Raw genomic sequence first — 23,434 nt, forward strand, 5'->3', positions numbered from 1 at the left:
GCGGGGAACTGCGGGTCCGTCGGGGCTGGTCGCGCAGTTCCCCGCGCCCCTCACGGGGCGCAGCCCCGCTTTTATGGGGCGCTGCTGGGCGTCGGCCTCTTGTACATCCTCGTGGCCGTGATCTCCGTGTGCACCGTCTCTCCCGCCCGGGGCTGCTGCGGCAGTCCCGGGCGCAGGTGTTCCTCCACGCTGATGTACTTGAGGCCCGCCCGTAGGTCGGCGTCGTTGCGGAGGCGGATGACCAGGGGGAACTCCGCCAGAGCCGTCGTGTCGAAGAGGCCGGTGGTGTAGAGGAGCTGGACGCCGAGGGCGTCCGAGACCGCGCGCTGGAGTTCCAGCAGGTATGTCGCGTTGGCGCGGCCGATGGGGTTGTCCAGGAACAGGGTGCCGGCGTGGCGGTGCTTGTCCCGTCCCCGGTCGTTGCTGCGCAGCGCGGCCATCGTGCAGTACAGCGCGATGGCGGCGGTGAGCAGCTGACCGCCGGAGAAGACGTCGCCCATCTGACCGACGGGGACGCGCTCGGCCCGCAGCACCGCGTCCGGCTTGAGGATCTCCACGGCGACGCCCTTGGGCTGCAGCGCGGCGCTGACGCCCCTCAGCAGCAGGGACATGCCGTCGCGGCGCATGTCGGAGTTCTTCTTCACGGCGGCGCGGGTCGCCTCGTCGACGACCTCGCCCAGACGTTCGGTGAGGGTCGCCTGGTCGGGCTCCTCGAAGCGGATCCGGAGGAACTCCTGGCCGGACCACTCCCCCAGGCCCTCGGGCAACCGGGAGAGCCGCTGGGCGGAGCGGAGCGTCGCGAGGGCCGACTCCACGAGACCCCGCAGCCGGTCGACGATCGAGTCCCGGTTGCGCTCCAGCTGGGCCAACTCGTCCGTGAGGACCCGGAGTCGGGGCGCGAACGCGTCCGCCCACTTCTGGGCGTGCTCCGGGAGCGAGGAGGCCGGCAGCTCCCGGATCTGCTGACGTGCCGGGGTACGGACCTGCTCGTAGCGTGTGGAGTTGGCGTGGCGTACGAGGACGTCGCTCGCCTCCCGCACGGAGCCCTCGGCGGCGGAGAGGTCGGCGGCGCAGCCGCGCAGCGAGCGGCGGGCCTCCGCGGCGGCCCTGCGGGCCTCATCGAGCCCTCCGGGGTAGGGCTCGGGCTCCTCCTGCTCGTCGTCCGTGGAGTGGTCGCGCAGGAGGTCCCGCAGGAGGGCGGCGGTCTCGTCGAAGCCGCCGGCCGCGTCCTCGGCGGCGCGATGGGACTCCAGCAGCTCGGCGTGGGCCTCGCGGGCCAGGGTCAACGCCTCGGCGCGCGAGGCCAGTTCGGCGGTGGCGGTGCGCAGCAGGGCCTGCGCGTGCTCGGCGTCGCGCGGGAGCAGTTCCTCCGGCAGCTCCGTGTGCGTCTCGCCGTCCTCCGGGGCGAGGCGCTCGGCCTCGCCGCGCAACCGGCCGAGCTGCTCGCTCGCGGTGGACATCCGCGTCTCCAGCAGCTGGACAAGTTCCTCGGCGCGTGCCGCCGCCGCCTGCCGCGAGGGCCCGTCGGAGCCGTCGGGCGACTGGAGCAGTTGCTCGGCGCGGTTGCGGACCTTGTTGGTCAGCCGGTCCAGCTCGGCGATCGCGGCGCTCTCGTCGCTCTCGGCCCGCGCCTGCTCGGCCCGCAGATCGGCATCGACGCCGACCTTCTCGTACACCTGGGACGCGGCGCGGTAGGCCTCGCGGAGGGCCGCGAGGGGCTGCCTCGGGGCGTCGGATTCCGCCTCCGGTACGTCGTCGGGGGCACCCGCGATCTCGGCGCGCTCGGCGCGCAGCGCGCGCGCCGTGCGGCGGGCGTCGTCCGCGCCGCGCTGGGTGGCACGGCGGTCCTCGTCGGCGGCGCGGGCCCGCTCCAGGCAGGACTGGGCGCGGGCCTCGGACTCGGCGGCCTCGTCGGCGAGTTCACGGAGCTTCGCCTGCCAGCCGGCCCGTTCACGCAGCCGGAAGGCGAGTCCGGCGAGCGCGTCGGCGGCACGGCGGGACTTCTGTGCGGCCTCCTGCCGTTCGTCCCGGACCTGGGCGGCCTCGGCGGCCGCCTCGTCGGCCTCGGCCCGCACGGTCCGCGCCTCCGCGAGCTCCGCCTCGGCCTCCTCGGCGAACGCGCGCGTCTCCCGCGCGGCGTCGGCCAGTTCGGTGAGCCGTCCCGCCGGGCAGCCCCTGCGCCAGGAGGAGAGTCGGGCCGCCAGCTCCCGGTCCTTGCCGAGCCGAACCGCCAGTTCGCGGATCTCCTCGTCGCGTGCGGTGGCCCGCGCGCGCAGCGCCTGACGCTCCTCGTCGGCGGCGTGCTCGTCGTGCATGGCCGGGTTCGGCGGGACGAGGAAGACGTCGGAGGAGGCGCCGTCGCCCGCGTCCATGGGCGGCGTCGGCGCCAGCAGGGCGGCGGCCGTGCCGACGGCCACGGCGGACCTGGGGAGCAGGGCGGCGTCGCTCAGTGCCTCACGGGCCCGGGCGTGCGAGTCGGGGTCGGTGATGATCACACCGTCGACCAGCTCGGGGCGGGCGGCGAGCACGCGCGCGTGGTCGGTGGGGTCGACGGCCTGGGCGAGGTAGCGCCAGCCGGGGAGGGCCGGGATTCCGTGCTCACCGAGGAACTCGACGGTCGCCAGGACGTCGGGGCCCGGCGGCAGCAGTCCGCCGTCGCCGAGGGCGCCGAGGATGCGGGAGTCGTCGGCCGCGGCGGTGCGCAGCTCGAAGAGGTTCCGCTCGGCGGACGACACGTTCTCGTCGAGCAGTTCACGCAGTTCGTCGGCGAAGCGGTCCAGCTCCTCGGGGGTGAGGGGGCCCTCGGCGAGATCGCGTTCGCCCGGACCGCCCGCGCTCCCCCCGCCGCTCGACCCGGCCTGACCGCCCGAGCCCCTCGCCCCGCCCGAACCGCCGACGGCGTCCGCGCCGGCCGCCCGTGCGGTGGCGCCGACACCGGTCGCGCCGTCGGCGTCGGCGTCCCCGCCCCGGCGAGGTCCCGGCACCCCTCCCGAGGCCCTGCCCACGGCACCCGGCAGGCTCAGCAGCTCCGCCAGCCGCTCCTCCTCCGCGAGGGCCTCCGCGGTGCGTCGCTCCCCGTCGTACGCGCGCTCGGCGGCGATCGCCGCGTCCGCCGCGCGGGCGGCCGTGAGCTCCGCGCGGGACTCGGCGGAGGCCGCCTCCCGGGCGTGCTCGGAGGCACGGCGCGCGGCCTCGCGCGCGGTGTCCCAGGCGGCGACGGCCGTCTTCTCGGCGTCGCTGGCGGCGAGAGCGGCCCGGGCCGGGTCGGCGTCGGGCGCGCTGTCGTCCAGCCAGCCCGCGCGGACCGCCTCGGCGGTCTCCTGCTCGACCTCGCCGAGCCGCTGCTTGAGGTGTCCGACCTCGCTGCGGGCGCGCTGTGCCTCGGTGGCGGCGGCGGTCGCGTCCCGGTGGGCGGCCTCGCCGACCTCCTGAAGGGCGGCCGACTTCTCCTCGCCCTCGTTCGCCAGGTTCTCGGCGCTCTCGGCGGCGGCGTGCAGGGCGCGCACGAGGTCGACGGCGGCCTTGGCGCGGGCGGCGAGCGCGGGGGCGGCGTCCCGTTCGGCCTCCTGGATGGCGGCGGCCACCCTGGCTGCGCGGTCGGCGGCGGCCCGGTGCCTGAGCACGACCTCGGCGGCCTGCCAGGCGGAGTGCAGCGTGCGCGCGTCGGCCAGCTCCCGCTTCTGCGCCGCGGCCGACTTCTCGGCGGCGGCGAGCGCCAACGAGGCGTGCCGGTAGGCCAGTTCGGCGGCGATGAGGGCGCTGCGGTCACGCGCGGCCTCGGAGTGCGTGACCGCGTACGCGGCGGCCGTGACCCGCTGGGCGAGGTCGGTGCCCCGCAGTCGCTCCCGGGTCGCGCGTGCCGAGAGCCGCCGGGCCAGGGTGCGGGTGCGCCGCTCGGCGGCCGTGTGGACGTCCCGGGCCCGGGAGCGCCCCTCGGCCGCCTCCACGATGCGGCCCAGCAGATCGACGGACCCTGCCGTGAAGTCCCGTTCGGCGATCAGCTCCGCCCGCCGCCCGAGCTTGTTGCCGAACCCGGAGACGAGGTCGGCCAGTCCGTCCGTGTCCCGGGTGTCGGTCACGGCCCGCAGCAGCAGGTCGGTGAAGTCGGAGTCCTTCTTCACCGCGAAGAGGCCGGCGGCCTCGCCCTCGTCGGCGTTCATCTCGCGCTGGTAGCGGAAGAGTTCGGGGTCGAGACCGAGGTCCGTCAGATGCTCGTTCCAGCGGTCGTGGATCTCCTCCCAGTGCACTTCGAGGTGTGGATACGCCTTGCCCGCCTCGGTGAGGGCGTCCCGGAACCCCTTCATGGTCCGCCGCCGCCCCTGCGCGCCGGACGCGCCCTCGACGGGCGGCCGTACGGCGGTGGTCTCGGCGACGGGCAGGTTGTCGAGGCTCAGCCCCGGGCCGGGCCGGAAGGAGTACCAGGCCTCGGCGAACTTCCGCGGGTCGTTGGAGACCTGGCGCCCCCGCCACTCGCTCGCCTTGCCCACGACCACGCATTCGCCGGTCAGCGTGTGCTGCCACTCCAGGGCGACGTGCCCGCAGTCGTCCGCCAGCAGGAACTTCCGCAGCACTCCGGAGCTGGCGCCGCCCAGGGTGTTGCGGTGGCCCGGCAGCATCACCGAGAAGATCAGCTTGAGCAGCACGGACTTGCCGCCGCCGTTCTCCAGGAAGAGCACCCCGGCCGGCGCGGGCCGGCGCGGCGGTTCGGTCGGCTCGTCCTGGAAGAACTCCGCCTGCCGCGGGGCGGGGTCGGGCACGTACTCGCCCACACCTCTCAGGTCCAGCACGGTGTCGGCGTAGCGCGCACCGGCCGGCCCGATGGAGTAGAGGCGGACCCGGGACAGCTCGTACATGGCGGGGGACTTTCGCGGTGATGACGGTGGATCGTGCGGGGGCGGGAGCGGAGATCAGGGGATCAGGACGGTGAGTGGAACGGCAGTCCGGCGTCGGCCACCAGCTCCAGGTCGTCGGTGTCCTCGGGGGGCAGCAGTGTGGCCGATCCGTCGGTGACCGGGACCACGCCCAGCTCCAGCAGCTCGGCCATCGCGGCACTGCCCGCCATGTCCCGCACCTGGAGCTGATAACGCGCGGTCGTGCGATACGTACCGCCGTTCTCGTCGCCCGTGCGCTGCAGGAAGCCCGAGTCGGTCAGGAAGCCCACCGCCTTGCCGATGATGCCGGTGGTGGACCCGGCCAGTCGGCGGGCGTCCTTGGTGGCGCCGGTGGAGCTGCGTCTCGCCCAGATCCGCCAGGCCGATTCCAGGCCCGGCGCGTCGGTCGCCGGGTCGGTGTTCTCGCCCTGCTCCTCGGCGCGCTCCTCCAGACGCCGGCATGCCTGCCGTACGAAGGCGTCGACGCCGTGGACCGAGACCCGGCCGATGTATCCGTCGTCCGCGAGGTCCTCGGGACGGGGGAAGGCCATCGCGGCCACGGCGAGATGCGCCAGTCCGTGCAGGAAGCGGTCCACCGAGTCCGCGGACGTCCGCCGGGCGTAGTCCCCCATGCGCACCGCGAACACCGAGTCCTCGGCCGCCGTCACCGCCATCCCCGCCCGCGGCGACACCTCCAGGACGACCAGCCCGAGCCCGGTGGCGACGGCGTCGGCGAGCCGGGCGAACGCCGGATCCTCGCGGTACCGGCGCAGCAGCTCGCCGTACTCCTGGTCACGGGCCGGCTGCAGCTTCGGCTGGAGCCCGAAGGAGACGAGCCGAGCGGCGTCGGCGGCGTCGGCGGGAGTGAGGGCGGCAGCCACCGGAGCCGCTGCCGTCTCCGGCTCACTCCACTCGACATGCTCACTCACGACAAGAACTCCTCGATCTCATGACACGGCGTCCTCACGCCGCCTCCCTGTCCGCTGCCATCCCCGCGGAGTCCAGCAGGGCCATTCCCACGATCAGATCCGCCCCGCCGAACTCGGGATCGTCCAGCTCCGTCCCGTCGTCCACGGCGAACAGCAGCTTCTCCTCCCCCTGCCGATAGGCCGTACCGACCGGGGGGCTCGCCGCGTGGACGGCCAACAGGGCTACCAGATACGGCAGTTCGGGATCCATGCGCCGCGCCTCGGCCAACAGGCCGGACAGCCGCCGGGGCGCGTCCGCCGGCAGATCCAGCAGCTCCTTCGCCGCCGCCAGCTGCTCCTCGCTGAACCGGCTGTCGTCGGGTGTGGCGATCAGGTCGGGCTCCGGCATCTCCGCCCCGAGGTGCTCCCGTTCGACGGGCGGGGTGAACAGCAGCTCCACGAGGTCCCCCACCCGCACGGACCCGGGCGTGCGCAAGCCGGTGCCGCGGGCGAAGAACGCGTCGGTCACCCGCCGGGCCTCCTCCACGGGCAGCGGCAGCAGTGGCCCGACGAGATGCCCGTACAGGTCTATCCCGGAGGTCGTCATCGGCGTGGCGAAGGCCTGCCGGTCCTGCTCGGCGCGGAACAGCGGCCCGGCCTCCAGGAGGCGGGACTGCAACTGGGTGTGCCGCCGGATGCAGTCCTTGACGATGTCGACCAGCTCGGCGGCGCGCCGCTTCTGCTCCGGGTCCTCGGACTCGTCGCGGGCCTTGCGGATGTTGGTGAGGATCGCGTTCTCGTGGCGGTAGCGGTCGGCGACGTGGTCGAGGGCCTCGGCGATCATGTCGGGCACGGTCTGGAGCCAGTCGACCGCGCGGACGTTGCGCCGGGTGGCGTCCAGGGCCCTGCGCAGGGTCTCCGAGTACTGCACGGTCCGGTAGCGGGCCTGCTCGGCGGCGAGCTGGGCGTCGGCGAGGCGGCCCCGGCTGATCAGGACCTCCAGCTTGACCTCGGCGGCGATCTGCGCGCTGGTGACATCGGTGTCGAGGGCGCCCACGAGCACGTTGACGGCCTCGTCGGTCGTGCGGAGGTAGACGCCGCCCCCGTAGCCGGGGACCTCCTCGATCAGCTTGAAGTCGTAGTCGCGGCGGACATAGGTGCCGTCGGGCGCGAAGGTTCCGTACACGGCCCGGAAGCCGCGGTCGACGCTGCCGACGTTGATCAGGTTCTCCAGGACCCAGCGGGCCACCCGCTCGTGCTCCTCGACGGGCCGGCCGGGCGCCTGGGCGGCGATGCGCGGGATGAGGCGGGCGACGATCTGGTCGTGGTCCGCGCCCGTGTCGAAGTCCATGTTCAGGGTGACCAGGTCGATGGCGGCGAGGGCGACCTCGGCCATGCCGTACACCGTGTACTCACCGGCGAGGTTCGCCTTGCGCGCGTCCAGGTCGTGCAGCGGCGCGGTGCAGGCGAGCGCGCGCAGCCGGCGCGCCAGGCCCTCGTCGGCGGCCGGCCCCTGCGCGGGGCGCGGCCCCGCGCTGAGCTGGGGCGGAACACTGTCCGTCGATGCGGGTGAAGTCACGGTGCACAGACTAGGTCCTGGGTCTGACAACGACCCAAACGCGCCGACGGGCGAGCCGCCGAGCCGCCGGACGGGCCGTGGCACCGCTCACGGGGCGCCGTCGCGCACCCTCCGTCCGTAGACCTCGACCAGTCGCTGGAGCGAGTCGTCGAGATACGCCACCAGCGTCCGCTCGGCCTCGTCCCGCTCCCCCCGTTGCAGCGTGCGCAGGATGAGCAGGTTGCGCGCCAGGTACGGCTCGTACAGCTCGCGCGGATCGTCCACCACGTGGAACGCGAGCCGGAGTTCGGCGAAGACGCTGCGCATCAGCTCGTCGGTGCGGGCGCTGCCGGCGAGGGCGACGAGTTCGCGGTGGAAGTGGATGTTGGCGGTGGACACCCCTTTCCAGTCGCCCTCCCGGGCCGCCCGTCGCCCCTCGGTGACGGCTTCGGCGAGCCGTTCCAGGGCGTACGGCGGCTCCCCGAGCCCGCGTACGACGGCGCACTCGACGAGGCGGCGGGTGCGGTAGATGTCCACCACGTCCTCGACGGTCAACACCCGTACGAAGACGCCGCGGTTGAGCTCGTGGACGAGGAGTCGTTCATGGGTGAGCAGGCGGAACGCCTCGCGGAGGGTGTTGCGGGAGACGCCGAGGGCGCCGCCGATGCTGTCCTCGGACAGCCGGGTCCCGGGTGGGAAGAAGCCTTCGGCGATGCGGCTGCGGAGGATGTCCGAGACCCGCTCGGCGGTGCTGGTGCGTCCCAGGAGGGCGCGGTCGTCGGCAAGTCCCGTCAGTTCGGCGGCCATGCCGGAATTCAATCGCAGAGAGGAGAACGAAACAACAGGGGTATTGAAGGATCGTTCAACGATCCTCTACCTTGCTGGACAGGCGCCCTTCCCCAAACCCCTCACCACGGCTCGGTCCTCACGCACCCTCCCCCTCACCGCGAGGTGCTCATGAGCACGAATCGTCCCTCCCCGGCCCCGACCTCCACGAGCGAGCACGCCCCGGACGGCCGTCCCGACGACGACGGTCCCCTCGGCTGGCTGCGGGCTCTCGGCCCGCGCGGCCGCCGCGCCTTCGGAGGCGCGTTCGGCGGCTACGCCCTCGACTCCTACGACTACTTCACGCTGCCGCTGAGCATGGTCGCGCTCACGGCCTACTTCGGCCTGGACAACGGCCAGACCGGGCTGTTCACCACGGTCACCCTGGTCGTCTCGGCGATCGGCGGAGCCGCCGCGGGCGTGCTCGCGGACCGGATCGGCCGGGTCAAGGCGCTGATGATCACCGTGACTACGTACGCCGTGTTCACCGTGGCCTGCGGCTTCGCACCCAACTACGAGACCCTGCTGGTCTTCCGCGCCCTCCAGGGGCTGGGCTTCGGCGGCGAGTGGGCGGTCGGCGCGATCCTCGTCGCCGAGTACGCGAGCGCCAAGCACCGGGGGCGCACGCTGGGCGCGATCCAGAGCTCCTGGGCGGTCGGCTGGGGTCTGGCCGTGATCGTCTACACGATGGTCTTCTCCTTTCTCGACGACGACCTGGCCTGGCGCGTGATGTTCTGGACCGGCGCGCTGCCCGCCCTGCTCGTGATCTGGGTGCGCCGCTCGGTCGAGGACGCCCCGCAGGCCGCGGCCGCGCGCGAGCGGAGCGCCGAGAAGGGCTCGTTCGGCGTGATCTTCCGGCCGGGCACGGCCGCCGCGCCGGGACTGCTGCGCACCACGGTGTTCGCGGTGCTGCTCTCGACCGGGGTCCAGGGCGGCTACTACACGCTGGCGACCTGGGTGCCCACCTACCTGAAGACGGAACGCGGTCTGTCGGTCGTCGGCACCGGCGGCTACCTCACGTTCCTGATCTCGGGCGCCTTCATCGGCTACCTCACCGGCGGCTATCTCACCGACCTGCTGGGCCGCCGCCGGAACATATGGCTCTTCGCCGTGCTCTCGGCGCTGTGCATCCTGGCGTACGCGAACATCCCGAACGGCGCGAACACCCTGCTGCTGGTGCTCGGTTTCCCGCTCGGGTTCTGCATGTCGGCGATCTTCAGCGGCTTCGGTTCGTACCTCAGCGAGCTGTACCCGGTCGCCGTCCGCGGCACCGGGCAGGGCTTCACGTACAACACCGGGCGCGCGGTGGGCGCCGTCTTCCCGACGACGGTCGGCTTCCTGGCGGACAGCTGGGGCGTCGGCGGCGCGCTGGTCTTCGGCGCGATCGGCTACGGCCTGGCGGCCGTCGCCCTGCTCGGTCTGCCGGAGACGCGCGGAAGGGAACTCCTGTGAACCACCTGACCGCGCGGCACGCGGGCCCGGCCACCACCCCGCACGACCCTCCCTTCACGTCCCTCGACCCCCGCGCGCACGCGTGGACGCCCGAAGAGGCGCGCGCCCGGTTCCGTACAGGTGCCGCGGGCCCCACCGCGGGCGTGGCCGCCGGGCACACCCAGGCGAACCTGATCTCGGTGCCCGCCGACTGGGCGTACGACATGCTGCTGTTCTGCCAGCGCAATCCCAAGCCGTGCCCCGTGCTCGACGTCACGGACGCCGGCGCGTGGACGACCCCGCTCGCCCCGGGCGCGGACCTGCGCACCGACCTGCCGCGCTACCGGGTCTGGGAGCACGGCGAGCTGGTGGCCGAGCCGACGGACGTGGTCGACGTCTGGCGCGCGGACCTGGTGTCGTTCCTGATCGGATGCAGCTTCACGTTCGAGTCGGCGCTGACGGGGGCGGGCGTCCCGATGCGCCACATCGAGCAGGGCCGCAACGTCTCCATGTACGTCACCGCGCGCCAGTGCCGGCCCGCCGGGCGTGTGCGTGGCCCGCTGGTGGTGTCGATGCGTCCGGTGCCGCCCGAGCATCTGGCGGCGGCGATCCGGGAGAGCAGTCTGCTCCCGGCCGTGCACGGTGGCCCGGTGCACTGCGGCGAGCCGGCGGGCCTCGGCATCGCGGACCTGTCCCGTCCGGACTTCGGCGACCCGGTCGACGCCGCGCCGGACGACATCCCGGTGTTCTGGGCCTGCGGGGTGACGCCCCAGGCCGCCGTGACGGCCTCACGCCCGCCGTTCGCGATCACGCACGCCCCGGGCCAGATGTTCCTGACCGACGCCCGCGACGAGCAGTACCGCGTGCTCTGACGCACCAGCAGGAGAATGGGATTCATGAGCTCCATCGATCTGAACGCCGACCTCGGCGAGGGCTTCGGCCGCTGGACGCTGACCGACGACGAGCGGCTGCTGTCCGTCGTCACCAGCGCCAACGTGGCCTGCGGCTTCCACGCGGGGGACCCGGTCACCATGCGACGGGTCTGCGAGCTGGCGGCCGAGCACGGTGTCCGGATCGGCGCCCAGGTCTCGTACCGCGACCTGGCGGGCTTCGGGCGGCGCGCGATGGACGTGCCGTCCGTCGAACTGGCGGCCGAGGTGGCGTACCAGATCGGTGCCCTGGAGGTCTTCGCACGCGCGGCGGGCACGCGCGTGTCGTACGTGAAGCCGCACGGCGCGCTCTACAACCGCGTCGTGCACGACGCGGAACAGGCGGCGGCGGTCGTCGACGGGGTACGCCTCGCCGACGCCACGCTGCCCGTCCTCGGCCTACCCGGCTCGCGTCTCCTCGCGCTGGCCGAAGGGGCGGGACTGCCCACCGTCACCGAGGCGTTCGCGGACCGCGCGTACACCGACCGGGCCACGCTGGTGCCGCGCGGCCAGGACGGCGCCGTGATCACGGACGGCGACGCGGTGGTGGCACGGTCGGTGGGCCTCGCCCGAGACGGCACGGTCGTGTCCCACTCCGGCGTACGCGTCCCCGTCCGGGCCCGCTCCCTGTGCCTGCACGGCGACACACCGGGCGCGGTGGAGCTGGCCCGGCGGGTACGCGCCGCTCTGGCGGCCTCCGGCGTGCGCGTGGAGGCGTTCTCATGAGAGCCCTGCCGGTCGGCGACCGCGCCCTGCTGATCGAGGTGGGGACGGGCGAGGAGGCCGCGGCCCTGCACGCCGAGCTGCTCCGCCGCCGCGCGACGGGCGACCTGTCGGCGACCGAGATCGTCCCGGCCGCCCGCACGGTCCTCCTGGACGGTCTCGACGCCCCGTCCCGCCTCGCCGAACGCCTCGCCTCCTGGGACATCCCGCCCGTCCCGCCGCGCACCGAGGACGTCGTCGAGATCCCGGTCCGGTACGACGGCCCCGACCTGCCGGACGTCGCCGCCCACTGGGGTGTCGACGAGGCCGAGGTGGCCCGTGTCCACGCCGGGGCCGAGTACCGCGTCGCGTTCTGCGGCTTCGCCCCCGGCTTCGGCTATCTCACGGGACTGCCCCGCGAGGTCCCGCGCCGGGCGACCCCGCGCACGTCGGTCCCCGCGGGCTCGGTCGCCCTGGCCGGCCCGTACACCGGCGTGTACCCGCGCGCGTCCCCGGGCGGCTGGCAGCTGATCGGTACGACCAACGCGGTGCTGTGGGACCACACGCGCGTACCGGCGGCGCTGCTGGCCCCGGGCACCCGGGTCCGCTTCACCCCCTTGGAGGCGCCGTGACGGACGATGCCCTCGTGGTGGTCCGCGCGGGCGCCCTGACCACCGTCCAGGACCGGGGCCGCCCCGGTCACGCCCATCTCGGCGTGCCCCGCTCGGGTGCCCTGGACGCGCCGGCGGCCGCCCTGGTCAACCGTCTGGTGGGCAACTCCCCGGACGCGGCCGTGCTGGAGACCACCCTCACCGGCTGCTCCGTGCGTCCGCGCTCGGCGGTCACCGTCGCCGTCGGCGGCGCCCCCGGTCCGGTCACCGTGGACGGCCGTCCGGCCCCCTGGGGCGCACCGGTACGGGTCCCCGGCGGTGCCCTCCTCGACATCGGCCCGGCACGCTCCGGCGTCCGCGGCTATCTCGCCGTCTCCGGCGGTGTGGCCGTCGAGCCGGTGCTGGGCAGCCGCTCCACGGACCTGCTGTCGGGCCTGGGTCCGCCCCCGCTGACGGGCGGCACCGTGCTTCCCCTCGGCCGCCCGGGCCGCCCGCACGCGCGCGTGGACGTCGTCCCGCACCCGGCGCCGCCCTCGGAGCTGGTGCTGCGCGTCACGCCGGGCCCCCGCGACGACTGGTTCACGGACACGGCGCTGCGCACCCTCACCGGGCGTCCCTACGCCGTGTCGTCCGCGAGCAACCGCATCGGGCTGCGCACGGAGGGGCCCGCCCTGGAGCGCTCCCGGCCGGGTGAACTCCCCAGCGAGGGGATGGTGCTGGGGGCCGTCCAGGTGCCGCCGGACGGCCGTCCGGTGGTCTTCCTCGCCGACCACCCGACCACCGGGGGTTACCCGGTGATCGCGGTCGTCGACCCGGCGGACCTGCCCGGCGCGGCCCAGGCCACGCCGGGGACGCCGGTGCGCTTCGTCGCCGTCCGGCACCGTCGCTGATCGGGGGCGGCACCCGGCGTCGGGCCGGTCGCCCGAGGGCGCCTCACGCCATCTCCGGCCGCTGCTCGGGAACGGACAGGGCGGCCAGGGCCGACGCCACCGCGTGGGAGGCGGACAGGTCGAGCCGGGCGCTGGTGCCGCGCGCCTCGTGGCGTACCTCGGCGGCGGCGAGGGCGAGGAGCTGCGGGAGCAGATCGGTGCAGCGCCGGGCCACCCAGCCCGTGCCCGCGGTGGCCAGCCACCGGAGGCCGGCGCCGCGGCCGGGCGCCGGAGACTCGGGCTCGGCGGAGGGCGCGGGGCCGGTGGCGAGTCCCGTCTCGGTGAGCAGGGCGTGGCAGCGGAGGGCGAGCTGCCGGTGCCCCCGCTCGCCGGGGTGCAGCCGGTCCACGCTCCACATCGCGCGGTCCGTCAGCCAGGCGCCCTCCGAGGCGTGCAGATGGACGGCTCCGTGACGCTCGGACAGGTGGTGCACGACGGTGTTGACGGCCCGCTGCCGCCGCGCGAGGGGCCGGGCGAGCGCCCCGGGCAGGCCGAGCATGGTCCCGGGGTCGGGCAGACAGGCGGTGAGCAGCACCGCCCCGCGGTCCCGGAGCGCCCCGTAGACCGTGTCGAGGCGGGCGGTGACGGCGTGGATGTCGAAGGTGCGGCGGAGGGTGTCGTTGACGCCGACGACGACGGAGGCGAGGTCGGGGCGGAGGTCGAGCGCGGCGGGCAGCTGCCGCTCCAGGACGTCGCGCGTCTGGGAGCCGCTGAGCGCCAGGTTGACGAACTCCGCGTCCTGCCCGGCGCCCGGCACGCCGTCCGCTCCGAGCCCTTCGGCGAGCAGCGCGGCCCAGCCACGCCAGCCGCCCTCGACCCGGTCGCCCACGCCCTCGGTGAGGGAGTCGCCGAGGGCCACGAACCGCGGGGCTCTCATCCCACGCCCTCCCGGACCGGGCGCCCGGCGGTCGCGTCGTGCGCAGTGAGGAAGGCGTCCACCGCGCTCTGCCAGCCGAAGCACTCGGCACGCGCGCGTGCCGCCTCCCTGCGCTCGCCCTCGGACCGGTCCAGCAGCAGTTCGACGGCGTCGGCGAAGGACTCCCCGTGGTCGGCCGCCGTGGCGCCGGCCGAGCCGATGACCTCCGGCAGCGCGGAGGAGGAGCTGGCCACCACGGGCGTGCCGCAGGCCATGGCCTCCAGAGCGGCCAGCCCGAACGTCTCGGCGGGCCCGGGGGCCAGGGCCACGTCGACGGTGGCCTGGAGCGCGCCCAGCGTCTCGCGGTCGCCCACGTGGCCCAGAAAGGTCACCGGCAGCCCCTTGGCCCGCTGTTCGAGCCTGCCGCGCAGCGGGCCGTCACCGGCGACGACGAGCACGGCCCGCCGCCCGCGCCGCAGCAGCGCCTCCAGGGCGTCGACGGCCGTGCCGGGCCGCTTCTCCACGGACAGCCGGGAGCACATCACCAGCAGGACCTCGTCCCCGCGCGCGTGCCGCTCCCGCAGCGCCCGGTCGCGCAGGTCGGGGCGGCGTCCCACGAGGTCGACGCCCAGGGGTGCCCGGACGACGTTGCGCGCACCGATCCGCACGAACTCCCGTTCGGCGAACTCAGTGGTGCACACCACCCGCGAGTAGGTGTGGGCGGTACGGACGTTGAGGGCGTCCGAGGCCCGTCGGGCCATGCCCTCGGACAGCCCCCAGGTCCGCAGCACCCCGTCGGCGGTCTCGTGCGAGACCATCACCGCGGGCACCCTGGCCCGCCGCGCCCACTTCCCCGTCCAGCGCAGCGTGGTCCGGTCGGAGACCTCCAGCCGGTCGGGCTCCAGCGACTCCAGGAGGCTTGCCACCCGGCGCTTGTCCATGAGGACCCGGTAGCCGCCGGTGCCCGGCAGCAGCGGTCCGGGCAGGGTGATCACCCGGCCCTGTCCGGTCGCGCGGTCGGTGTACCGCTCGCCGGGCACGACCAGCACGGCCTCGTGCCCGGCCGCCTCGTACCCGCGGCCCAGCTCCCGCAGCGCGGTCCGCAGGCCCCCGGAGGAGGGCGCGACGAAGTTGGCGAGCCGCACGATCCGCAGCCCGGTCCGGGCACCGTCCCGCCGTGCCCCCTCCGTGGCCCCGCTCATGCCGCCACCGCCGTGCGTGCTGTCAGGACGTCTGTGTAGTGCGCGATGAGCTGATCGCCGACGGCGGCCCAGGTGCGCCCCTCGACCATGGCCCGTCCGGCGGACCCGTAGGCGGCCCGCAGCGCCGGGTCGGCGGCGAGGGACCACACGGCGTCGCGTACGGCGGCCGCGTCGCGCGGCGGGACCAGGAGCCCCGTGCGCCCGTGGGAGACGAGGTCCAATGGCCCCCCGGCGGCGGGAGCCACCACGGGCACCCCGCTGGCCATGGCCTCCTGCACGGTCTGGCAGAAGGTCTCGTAGGGGCCGGTGTGGGCGAAGACGTCGAGCGAGGCGAAGATCCGCGCGAGTTCGTCGCCGATGCGGCGGCCCAGGAAGACGGCGCCCGGCAGGGCTTCGCGCAGCCCGGGTTCGCTCGGTCCGTCGCCCACGACCACGACGCGCACGCCCTCCAGGGCGCACACGCCCGCGAGCAGTTCGATCTGCTTCTCGGGGGCGAGACGGCCGACGTAGCCGACGATCAGCTCACCGTTCGGCGCCAGTGCGCGGCGCAGCGCCTCGTCGCGCAGGTCGGGGCGGAACCGTACGGTGTCGACACCGCGCGGCCACAGGCTGACCCGGGGCACGCCGTGTGCCTCCAGGTCGCGCAGGGCCGCGCCGGACGGGGCGAGGGTGCGGTCGGCGGCGGCGTGCACGGAGCGGATGCGCCGCCAGGCCGCCGCCTCACCGGCGTGGACGTAGGTGCGGGCGTATCCCGCGAGGTCGGTCTGGTAGACGGCGACGGCGGGGACGCCGAGGCGGGCGGCGGCCGCCATGCCGCGCACCCCGAGGACGAAGGGGCCGGCCAGGTGGACGATGTCGGCCCGGTGCTCGACGATCGCCGCGGCGACCCTGCGGCTGGGCAGGGCGACGCGGACCTGGGGATAGCCCGGGAGCGGGAGGGAGGGGACGCGGACGACGGGGCACGGCGCCTGGAGGTCGGCTCCGGCTCCGGTTCCCTGGGCGGCGGCCGGGGCCACGACGAGCGGGGCGTGCCCCCGCGCGACGAGGTGCCGCGCGGTCTGCAGGGCGCAGTGGGCCACGCCGTTCACATCGGGGGAAAGGACTCGGTCACTATGACGACACGCATACCGGTGTTGTCGTCGTGCCGGACGTGGTCGCGTCAACGTGGATCTTTCCGGACGAGGAACGTCCCATGAGCGTTGCGCTGCACACATGTCCAGGTCAGACCGTGTCCATGCCCTCCTGACCTCCGGGTCACGGAGTGTTCACATTGCGGGCATGTCAGGACCGATTCGGCTGCGTACGGCTGTCTGGACCTCGGCCTCCTCGGCCGGGTCGGCGGCGAGCCTGCGGAGTTGGTCGACGACGCGCGCGTCGCCCGTCTCGGCGTGCCGGGCGGCGATCTCGCGGGTGGTCTCCTCGCAGTCCCAGAGGCATTCGACGGCGAAGCCGGCCGCGAAGGAGGGGTCGGTGGCGGCGAGCGCGCGGGCGGCGCGGCCGCGGAGATGGGAGGAGGCGGTCTCCCGGTAGATATGGCGCAGGACGGGCGCGGCGCAGACGATGCCGAGGCGTCCGGCGCCGTCGACGAGGGTCCACAGGGTCGGCGCGTCCGGTCCCTCGCCGCGCACGGCCTCGCGCAGCGCGCCGAGCACCAGGTCACTGTCCTTGGCCCCGCCGAGGCAGGCGAGCATGCGTCCGGCGGCGGCGCCCAGGGCGTCGGGCCGGTGCACCCAGCCGCGGGCCCGGTCGACGGCGGCCATACTGCGCATCCGTTCGAAGGCGTCGACGGCGGCCTCCACGACCATCGTCGTGCCGTCGGTCACGGCGCCCTCGATCAGGTCGAGGGCGTCGGGATCGTTGCCGTCGGCGAGGTAGCGCAAGGCGGTGCAGCGGGCGCCGTCGTCGCCCGACCGGGCGGCGACGAGGATCTCGGGCCGGTCCTCGGGGCCGGCGACGGCGGTCAGACACCGGGCGGCGGGCACATGGAGGACCGCGCCGCGTTCGATGCCCTGTTGGGCCCACTCGAACACGGCCCTGACGCTCCAACCGGGCCGGGGCCCGCTCGGTCGCATCTGCCGCTGCCAGCGGTCGAAACAGCCGGTCTCCTGGGCGGTCCGCACACGGGTGGCGATCGCCTCGCGGGGATCGTCGGCCCACAGCCGCCAGGGCCGGGGCTCGAAGGCGTCACGGACGGCGGCGGCCAGCTCGGCCTCGCCCTCCGGATCGGGGGTGAACCGCGCGAGGACGGGTTCGGCGAGGGAGCGCAGCCCCTCGTCGTCGTCCCTGAGGGCCAGCTCGTCCAGGGCCCAGGCCCAGCTGGTGCCCACGGCGGCGTACCTGCGCAGCAGGTCGAGTGCGTCCCGCCTGCCGTACGAGGCGAGATGCCCGAGGACCGCGAGGGCCAGCCCGGTGCGCGACTCGTCGGTGTCGAGGACGTCCTCGGCGTCGAAGAGGTGCCGCTCGATCTCGTCGAGGTCACCGCTCAGGTCGAGGTAGAGACGGGCGTAGTACAGGGAGCGGTTCTCCACCTGCCAGTCGTGGCGGGGGTCGCTGAGTACACAGTGGTTCAGTGCCGCGAGCGCCTCGGCCCGCGGGGCGGTGAGCGCGTGCAGCGTGCCGTCGCCGCGGCCCCGCTGGAGCAGGCCGAGCAGCGTACCGCTGGGCGCTATGACCGGTTCGAACATGGGAAACAGCCTCACATCAAGCGTCGACGCAACCGGGGATCCTGCATTACCTGGCCGCGTGACAACACGTCGGTGCGCCCGCCGTCTCGTGCTTGCTGAAGACCATCTTCCTCTGCCTCTCGTCGGTGGCCCATGCGGACCGCGTCACGGCCCACGCGGTGCGGCAACACCTGCCCAGCCATCATGTCCGTGATTCACGACGTCATGATGACCCGGCGGTTCTTCCTGCCGCGACCGAAATTTCCGGCGGCCCCGTACCGCCTCCCCCGTCTTTCGTGTTGTGCCTGGTCAGAACAGGTTGATCAGTGTGCTGCGAACAGTTCGAGCAGTTCCGTCTTTCCGAACATGCGTGCGGTGTCGACCGCGTTCGGCGTGCCCGCGGCCGGGTCGGCCCCGCCCTCCAGGAGGACCCGGATGACGCTCGCCTCCCCCTTGAAAACCGCCCCGGCGAGGGGGGTCTGACCGCGGTCGTTGACCCGGTCGGCCTCCCCGCCACGGGCCAGCAGGGCCCGTACGGCGTCGGCGTGACCGTGGTACGCGGCGAGCATCACGAGCGAGTCGCCGCGGTCGTTGGTGAGGTCGGCCGGCACACCCGCGTCGACGTACGCCACGAGCGCCTCGGTCTCGCCCCGCCGGGCCAGATCGAAGATCCTGGTCGCCAGCTCCACGACCTCGGGGTCGGGGGCTTCGCTCATCGCCGGGACCACCTCTCACTTACGTACTTCGAGCCGAACGGGTGAATCGTCAGGGTACTGGCTCGACGCGCACATCAGGGGACACAGCCGAGGCAAAGATCACACCGAGTCCCGTCGCGCGCAACAGCCCAGCTCGGACGGCCGAGCCTCGATTCGGCCATCGGGGGGAAATCCTCAGAATTTCACCCATATGCACCTTTTATCGTATGGATACATCCTGTGACTCTGGAAGAACTCATGGTGACTGTCCCCATCAACCAGGAGAGCCCAAATGATCCTGAACATCTCAGGCGTCGTCCTGCTCGGCGTCATCGTCTTCCTGTTCTTCCGCAAGGACGGCCTGAAGGCGTCGCACTGCATCGTCGTGACGCTCTTCGGCTTCTACCTCGCCAGCACGGGCATCGCCCCGAGCATCACAGCGGGCGGCGAGAGCCTCGCGAGCCTCCTCGGCGGGATCAAGTTCTGACCCCGCCCCCCATCCGCACGCACCCCCAGGAGACAGCCGTGGCCCGGGTCCCCCTCCCCCGCATTCTGAGCACCGGTGGCGCGCACCTCGCCAGGAGCCGGGAGCTGGCCCGGACTGCGGCCGACGGCGCCACCGACGTCCTCCACCCGCTGATCACGATCACGCGTGGACTGCGCCGGCTGGTCGCCGCCGGGCGCCGCAGATGGGCCGAGACCCCGAAGGACCGTCGCGGGTCACTGCTCTTCCTGGCGGCCTCGATCCTCCTGGTCGTGACCCTGGTGCCGTACGGCCCGCTGCTCGCCGTCATCGCACTGATGGCGGCGGCAGCCTGGGCGGGTCGCGAGGGCGCCGTCGCCGAGCCGACCGGCCCCGACGAGTCCCAGACCCAGCGCCTGCGGTCCCTCTACGAGGCCCTGGTCCCGTACTTCTCGGCCGCCGAGGACCCCGAGCCGCTCTACGCGCACGGCGGCGCCTGGGACAAGGCCTTCCCCACCTACGCGTTCGACGGCACCGGCCGTGTCTGCCATCTGCTGGTCCGCTACCCGGCGTACTTCACGGACGGCGAGGCGGAGTCCCGCGCGCGCATCGAGCAGCTGCTGCACACCAAGGCGGGCCGCGGCCGCGAGTACCGCTTCAGCTGGGACGAGGAGGGCAACGAGCTCACCGTGGCCGTCCTCCCCCCGCTCGCCACCGACATCACCGCCCAGCGCTTCGTGACGGCACCGGGCGAGACGGTCCTCGGCTTCACCGACGAGACCCACGTCCAGCGCACCCTCCCCCTGTCCTCCGGGGAGGAGCAGCGGGATGTGCCGCCGGTCGTCTGGCGCACCGGCGTCCGGTCCACCGAACCGCATCTGCTGGCCGTCGGCGAGCCCGGCAGCGGCACCACGACCCTGCTCCGCTCGATCGCCCTCCAGGCGCTCCAGCACGGTGACGTCGTCATCGTCGAGGGCGGCGGCAGCGGTGAGTACGCGTGCCTGACCGGCCGCGACGGGGTGCTCGCGGTGGAGAGCGGGCTCTCCGGCGCCCTGGCGAGCCTGGAATGGGCGTCCCAGGAGACGGAGCGCCGGCTGATCGCCCAGAACCGCGCCCGCCAGGCGGGCCGTCCGGCGCCGGACGACATCCGCCGCCCCCTCTGGCTCCTCCTCGACCGCCCCGGCGTGCTGACCCATCTGGCCGCGGCCGAGGGCCGGCCCGACCCGCAGTCCCTGCTCCAGATCCCCCTGCGGCACGGCCGCGCGGTCGACGTCACCGTCGTGATCACCGAACAGTTCGACCACCTGGACACCCTCACGGACGCGGTGCGTCAGCACACGCGCGCGCGTGTCGTGCTCGGCCCCGCCTCCCTCGACCAGGTCGAGACGGTCCTGGGCGCCGCGCCCCCCACCACGCCGACCCCGGACATGCCCCCGGGCCGCGGCTACGCCCGCCTGGGCCCCGCCCCCGCACTCCGCCTCCAGGTCCCCACCACCCCGGACCCCTACGACGACACCACCCCGGAGCCCCACCGCCAGGCGGTGCTCGATCTGCTCCCGCCCCACACACCCTCGCCGGACACGTTCACGAAAGCGGCTCCGGCGCAGACGTGAGACCCGCCGCGGTCAGCCGGGCGGGCGGCACGGGTGGGCGGGTGCGCGCGGCGGCACCCGGCGAGCGCCGGGACCCGGCACCCGCCGCCGCACACCGCTCACCCGCCCTCACGCCACGAAGGTCCGCGGCCCCTCGCCCCCGCCGGACGCCCCGTCCCGCACCAACCGCGCCGCCGCCGCCAACCGCGCCGCCGCCTCCTCGGCCACCGCTCCCCCCACCGTGAACGGCAGCCGCACATACCCCTCGAACGCCCCGTCCACCCCGAACCGGGGCCCGGACGGCACCCGGACCCCCACCCGCTCGCCCACCTCGGCGAGCCGCGACCCCGAGAGCCCCCCGGTGCGGACCCACAGCGTCAGCCCGCCCCGGGGCTCCGAGAACTCCCAGTCCGGCAGCTCCCGCCGTACCGCGCTCACCAGGGCGTCCCGGTTCTCCCGGGCCTGCGCCCGCCGCACCCCCACGGCCTGCGCCCAACCCCCCGTGCTCATCAGCCAGTTCACGGCGAGCTGCTCCAACACCGGCGTCCCCAGGTCGGCGTACGCCCGGGCCGCGACCAGACTCCGGATCACATCCGGCGCCGCCCGCACCCACCCGATCCGCATCCCCGCCCAGAACGCCTTGCTGGCCGACCCGACCGTGATCACCGTCGACCCCGCCGGATCGAACGCGCAGACGGGCCGCGGCATCTCCACGTCGTCGTCGAGCCACAGCTCGCTCATCGTCTCGTCGGCGACGAGCACCGTCCCGGCGCCCCGGGCCGCGTCGACGAGCCCGCGCCGCCGGTCCTCGTCCGCGAGCGCCCCGGTCGGGTTGTGGAAGTCCGCGACGACGTACGCCAGTCGGGGCGCCGCGTCCCGCAGCACCTGGCGCCACCGGTCCATGTCCCACCCGGCGAGCCCGTCCGCCATCGCGACCGGCACCAGCCGCGCCCCCGCCTCCCGCATCAACTGCAGGATGTTGGCGTACGACGGCGACTCCACCGCGATCCGCTCACCGCGCCCCGCGAAGAGATGGCAGATGGCGTCCATGGCGCCCATCGCGCCGGTGGTCACCATGATCTGCTCGGGCATCGTCGGGATGCCGCGCGCCGTGTACCGGTCGGCGAGCATGGAGCGAAGGGCGGGCAGTCCGGCCGGGTAGTCGCCGTGCGTGTGGGCGTAGGGCGGCAGTTCCTCCAACGCGCCCCGCACGGCCCGGGTGAGCCAGGGCTCCGGCGCGGGCAGGGCGGCGCAGCCCAGGTCGATCATCGAACCGAGCGCCTCGGGCGGCAGCGGCTCCAGACCACGCGCGGGCAACGGCTTCCCCGCCGGTACGGCCGTCCAACTGCCCGCGCCCCGCCGGGACTCCAGGAACCCCTCGGTGCGCAGCGCCTCGTAGGCCGCCGCGACGGTCGTACGGCTCACGGAGAGGGAGAGCGCCAGCTCCCGCTCGGCGGGCAGCCGGGCGGCGACGGGCACGCGGCCCTCCAGCACCAGCAGACGGATCCCGTCGGCGAGCGCGCGGTAGGCGGGCGGGCGGCGGGTGCCGGGGCCGGCGGGACGCTCCTGCTGCGAGGTGAGCAGCCGCGAGAGCTGCGCCGCACCGACCGCCGAAGTCCACTGCGCCATGATTCCAGTCCACCTTCCGCGAATTGGCCATGGATGCCATCTCTGTCCAAGCCACAGAGTGTCATGCGTCAGGCCACCGGCACCACCAGGGGGACGTCTTGCCCGCACAGCACGAGCCGCAGCACGAGCCACAGCGGCACACGGTCCGTCGGCTGGTGCAGCTCTACACCGGGCTCGCGCTCTACGGCGCCAGCTCCGCGCTCCTCGTACGGTCGGGCCTCGGCCTGGAGCCGTGGAACGTGCTGCACCAGGGCCTCGCGGAGCTGACCGGGCTGACCATCGGGGTGGTGTCGATCGTCGTGGGCGCGGTGGTGCTGCTCCTGTGGATCCCGCTCCGCCAGCGCCCGGGCCTCGGCACGGTCTCCAACGTCTTCGTGGTGGGCATCGCGATGGACGCCACTCTGGCCCTGGTGCCGGAGGCGCACACCATGGCCGTACGGATCCCCCTGCTGGCCGCCGGGATCGCGCTGAACGGCGCGGCGACCGGCCTCTACATCGCGGCCCGTTTCGGTCCGGGCCCGCGGGACGGCCTGATGACGGGGCTGCACCGGCGTACCGGCCGCTCGCTGAGGCTGATGCGGACATCCGTGGAGGTGGCGGTGCTGGCGACCGGCTTCGCCCTCGGCGGCACGGTCGGGGTGGGCACCCTGCTCTACGCCCTCTGCATCGGCCCGCTCGCCCAGTTCTTCCTGCGGGTGTTCGCCGTGCCCTCGGAATCCGGCAGCACGGTCGTTGCCACCGGTCCATCGAAGCGAGCCATACTGCCCGGGTGACCGCCCTCGTACGCCACCCCTACCTCGACCATCCGGGCCCGATCGCCTTCGCCCACCGGGGCGGGGCGGCCGACGGCCTGGAGAACACCATGACCCAGTTCCGGCGGGCGGTGGAGTCGGGCTACCGCTACATCGAGACCGACGTCCACGCCTCGCGCGACGGCCGGCTCGTCGCCTTCCACGACGCGACCCTGGACCGGATGACCGACGGTGCGGGCCGGATAGCCGACCTGATGTGGAAGGAGATCAGCCACGCGCGCGTGGCGGGCGTCGAGCCCGTCCCCCTCTTCGAGGAACTGCTCGAAGAGTTCCCCGACGTCCGCTGGAACATCGACGTCAAGGCGGAGCCCGCGCTGCACCCGCTGCTCAACCTGATCGCCCGGACCGAGTCCTGGGACCGGGTCTGCGTCGGTTCCTTCTCCGAGTCCCGGGTGGCCCGCGCCCGGCGTCTCGCCGGTCCGCGCCTGGCCACCTCGTACGGCACGAGCGGTGTGCTGGGGCTGCGGCTGCGGTCGTGGGGCGTCCCCGCCACGGTGCGCGCCTCGGCGGTCGCCGCACAGGTGCCCGAGTCGCACGCCGGGGTGCCGGTGGTCGACCACCGGTTCGTGCGCGCGGCCCACGCGCGCGGGCTCCAGGTGCACGTCTGGACCGTGAACGAACCGCAACGCATGCACCGACTCCTGGACCTGGGCGTCGATGGCATCATGACCGATCACATCGACACGCTGCGCAAGGTGCTGGAGGACCGGGGTACCTGGGTCTGACCTCCGCGCGCGGCCCGTTCACGGGGAAGCGAG

Annotated in this window: 18 protein-coding genes and 1 pseudogene; 9 read left to right on the forward strand and 10 right to left on the reverse strand. The window is 74.2% G+C overall.

The window, feature by feature from the left end; all coding sequences use genetic code 11:
- Positions 1–71 precede the first annotated feature (71 nt).
- The 4 genes from ACZ52C_RS18860 to ACZ52C_RS18875 form a co-directional block, all read right to left on the reverse strand.
- The gene (locus ACZ52C_RS18860) at positions 72–4,853 is read right to left on the reverse strand and encodes a hypothetical protein (RefSeq protein WP_469075799.1); all 4,782 of its coding nucleotides are present in this window, start codon (positions 4,851–4,853) and stop codon (positions 72–74) included.
- Positions 4,854–4,915: 62 nt separating this feature from the next.
- On the reverse strand, positions 4,916–5,800 hold the full coding sequence (locus tag ACZ52C_RS18865) for a hypothetical protein (protein WP_319106026.1): 885 nt from the start codon (positions 5,798–5,800) through the stop codon (positions 4,916–4,918).
- Between the two features lie 34 nt (positions 5,801–5,834).
- The gene (locus tag ACZ52C_RS18870) at positions 5,835–7,358 is read right to left on the reverse strand and encodes a hypothetical protein (RefSeq protein ID WP_469075800.1); all 1,524 of its coding nucleotides are present in this window, start codon (positions 7,356–7,358) and stop codon (positions 5,835–5,837) included.
- 87 nt (positions 7,359–7,445) lie between these two features.
- Positions 7,446–8,144, reverse strand: coding sequence for a GntR family transcriptional regulator (locus ACZ52C_RS18875; RefSeq protein ID WP_469075801.1), 699 nt, complete (start codon positions 8,142–8,144; stop codon positions 7,446–7,448).
- 150 nt (positions 8,145–8,294) lie between these two features.
- Here ACZ52C_RS18875 and ACZ52C_RS18880 point away from each other — a divergent pair, with 150 nt between their 5' ends.
- Genes ACZ52C_RS18880 through ACZ52C_RS18900 form a run of 5 tightly spaced genes read left to right on the forward strand, consistent with a single transcriptional unit; the run spans position 8,295 to position 12,725 of the window.
- Entirely contained in the window at positions 8,295–9,614 is a 1,320-nt protein-coding gene (locus tag ACZ52C_RS18880; RefSeq protein ID WP_469075802.1) for an MFS transporter, read from the forward strand.
- 5 nt (positions 9,615–9,619) lie between these two features.
- A complete protein-coding gene (locus ACZ52C_RS18885; RefSeq protein WP_469076147.1) occupies positions 9,620–10,465 on the forward strand; it encodes a putative hydro-lyase in 846 nt (281 codons plus the stop codon).
- A 24-nt stretch (positions 10,466–10,489) separates the two neighbouring features.
- Positions 10,490–11,248: a LamB/YcsF family protein gene (locus tag ACZ52C_RS18890; RefSeq protein ID WP_469075803.1), complete on the forward strand. Its 759-nt coding sequence runs from the start codon at positions 10,490–10,492 to the stop codon at positions 11,246–11,248.
- On the forward strand, positions 11,245–11,856 hold the full coding sequence (locus ACZ52C_RS18895) for a 5-oxoprolinase subunit B family protein (RefSeq protein WP_469075804.1): 612 nt from the start codon (positions 11,245–11,247) through the stop codon (positions 11,854–11,856). Before ACZ52C_RS18890 ends, ACZ52C_RS18895 begins: the two co-directional genes overlap by 4 nt.
- The gene (locus ACZ52C_RS18900; RefSeq protein WP_469075805.1) at positions 11,853–12,725 is read left to right on the forward strand and encodes a 5-oxoprolinase subunit C family protein; all 873 of its coding nucleotides are present in this window, start codon (positions 11,853–11,855) and stop codon (positions 12,723–12,725) included. The genes ACZ52C_RS18895 and ACZ52C_RS18900 overlap by 4 nt, the downstream gene beginning before the upstream one ends.
- Positions 12,726–12,768: 43 nt before the next feature.
- Here ACZ52C_RS18900 and ACZ52C_RS18905 read toward each other — a convergent pair whose 3' ends face one another.
- The 5 genes and pseudogenes from ACZ52C_RS18905 to ACZ52C_RS18925 all read right to left on the reverse strand — a co-directional run bounded on the left by ACZ52C_RS18905 (position 12,769) and on the right by ACZ52C_RS18925 (position 18,201).
- Positions 12,769–13,641, reverse strand: a complete 873-nt coding sequence (locus ACZ52C_RS18905) for an SGNH/GDSL hydrolase family protein (RefSeq protein WP_469075806.1) — start codon at positions 13,639–13,641, stop codon at positions 12,769–12,771.
- The gene (locus ACZ52C_RS18910; protein ID WP_469075807.1) at positions 13,638–14,822 is read right to left on the reverse strand and encodes a glycosyltransferase; all 1,185 of its coding nucleotides are present in this window, start codon (positions 14,820–14,822) and stop codon (positions 13,638–13,640) included. The genes ACZ52C_RS18905 and ACZ52C_RS18910 overlap by 4 nt, the downstream gene beginning before the upstream one ends.
- Positions 14,819–15,948, reverse strand: a pseudogene (locus tag ACZ52C_RS18915) (glycosyltransferase family 4 protein). The gene ACZ52C_RS18910 and the pseudogene ACZ52C_RS18915 overlap by 4 nt, the downstream one beginning before the upstream one ends.
- Before the next feature lie 139 nt (positions 15,949–16,087).
- Positions 16,088–17,506 carry a HEAT repeat domain-containing protein gene (locus ACZ52C_RS18920; protein ID WP_469075808.1) on the reverse strand — a complete coding sequence of 473 codons (1,419 nt, stop codon included), beginning with the start codon at positions 17,504–17,506 and terminating at the stop codon, positions 16,088–16,090.
- Between the two features lie 302 nt (positions 17,507–17,808).
- Positions 17,809–18,201: an ankyrin repeat domain-containing protein gene (locus tag ACZ52C_RS18925; protein ID WP_469075809.1), complete on the reverse strand. Its 393-nt coding sequence runs from the start codon at positions 18,199–18,201 to the stop codon at positions 17,809–17,811.
- Between the two features lie 271 nt (positions 18,202–18,472).
- Here ACZ52C_RS18925 and ACZ52C_RS18930 point away from each other — a divergent pair, with 271 nt between their 5' ends.
- Together ACZ52C_RS18930 and ACZ52C_RS18935 are read left to right on the forward strand one after the other, a co-directional pair.
- Complete coding sequence (locus ACZ52C_RS18930; RefSeq protein ID WP_005485586.1) at positions 18,473–18,667, forward strand: hypothetical protein; 195 nt, start codon at positions 18,473–18,475, stop codon at positions 18,665–18,667.
- Positions 18,668–18,705: 38 nt separating this feature from the next.
- Positions 18,706–20,256, forward strand: a complete 1,551-nt coding sequence (locus ACZ52C_RS18935; RefSeq protein WP_469075810.1) for a hypothetical protein — start codon at positions 18,706–18,708, stop codon at positions 20,254–20,256.
- A gap of 108 nt (positions 20,257–20,364) precedes the next feature.
- On the opposite strand, the gene ACZ52C_RS18940 is transcribed toward ACZ52C_RS18935, so the two are convergent.
- Positions 20,365–21,864 carry an SCO1417 family PLP biosynthesis transcription factor gene (locus ACZ52C_RS18940; RefSeq protein WP_469075811.1) on the reverse strand — a complete coding sequence of 500 codons (1,500 nt, stop codon included), beginning with the start codon at positions 21,862–21,864 and terminating at the stop codon, positions 20,365–20,367.
- Between the two features lie 98 nt (positions 21,865–21,962).
- Between ACZ52C_RS18940 and yczE the strand changes: the two genes are divergently transcribed.
- Together yczE and ACZ52C_RS18950 are read left to right on the forward strand one after the other, a co-directional pair.
- A complete protein-coding gene (gene yczE / locus ACZ52C_RS18945; RefSeq protein ID WP_469075812.1) occupies positions 21,963–22,637 on the forward strand; it encodes a membrane protein YczE in 675 nt (224 codons plus the stop codon).
- Positions 22,634–23,401 (forward strand): glycerophosphodiester phosphodiesterase, encoded by a 768-nt coding sequence (locus ACZ52C_RS18950; protein ID WP_469075813.1) that lies wholly within the window; start codon positions 22,634–22,636, stop codon positions 23,399–23,401. Before yczE ends, ACZ52C_RS18950 begins: the two co-directional genes overlap by 4 nt.
- Positions 23,402–23,434: the final 33 nt, after the last annotated feature.

This window comes from Streptomyces sp. NPDC034049 (assembly GCF_055575575.1).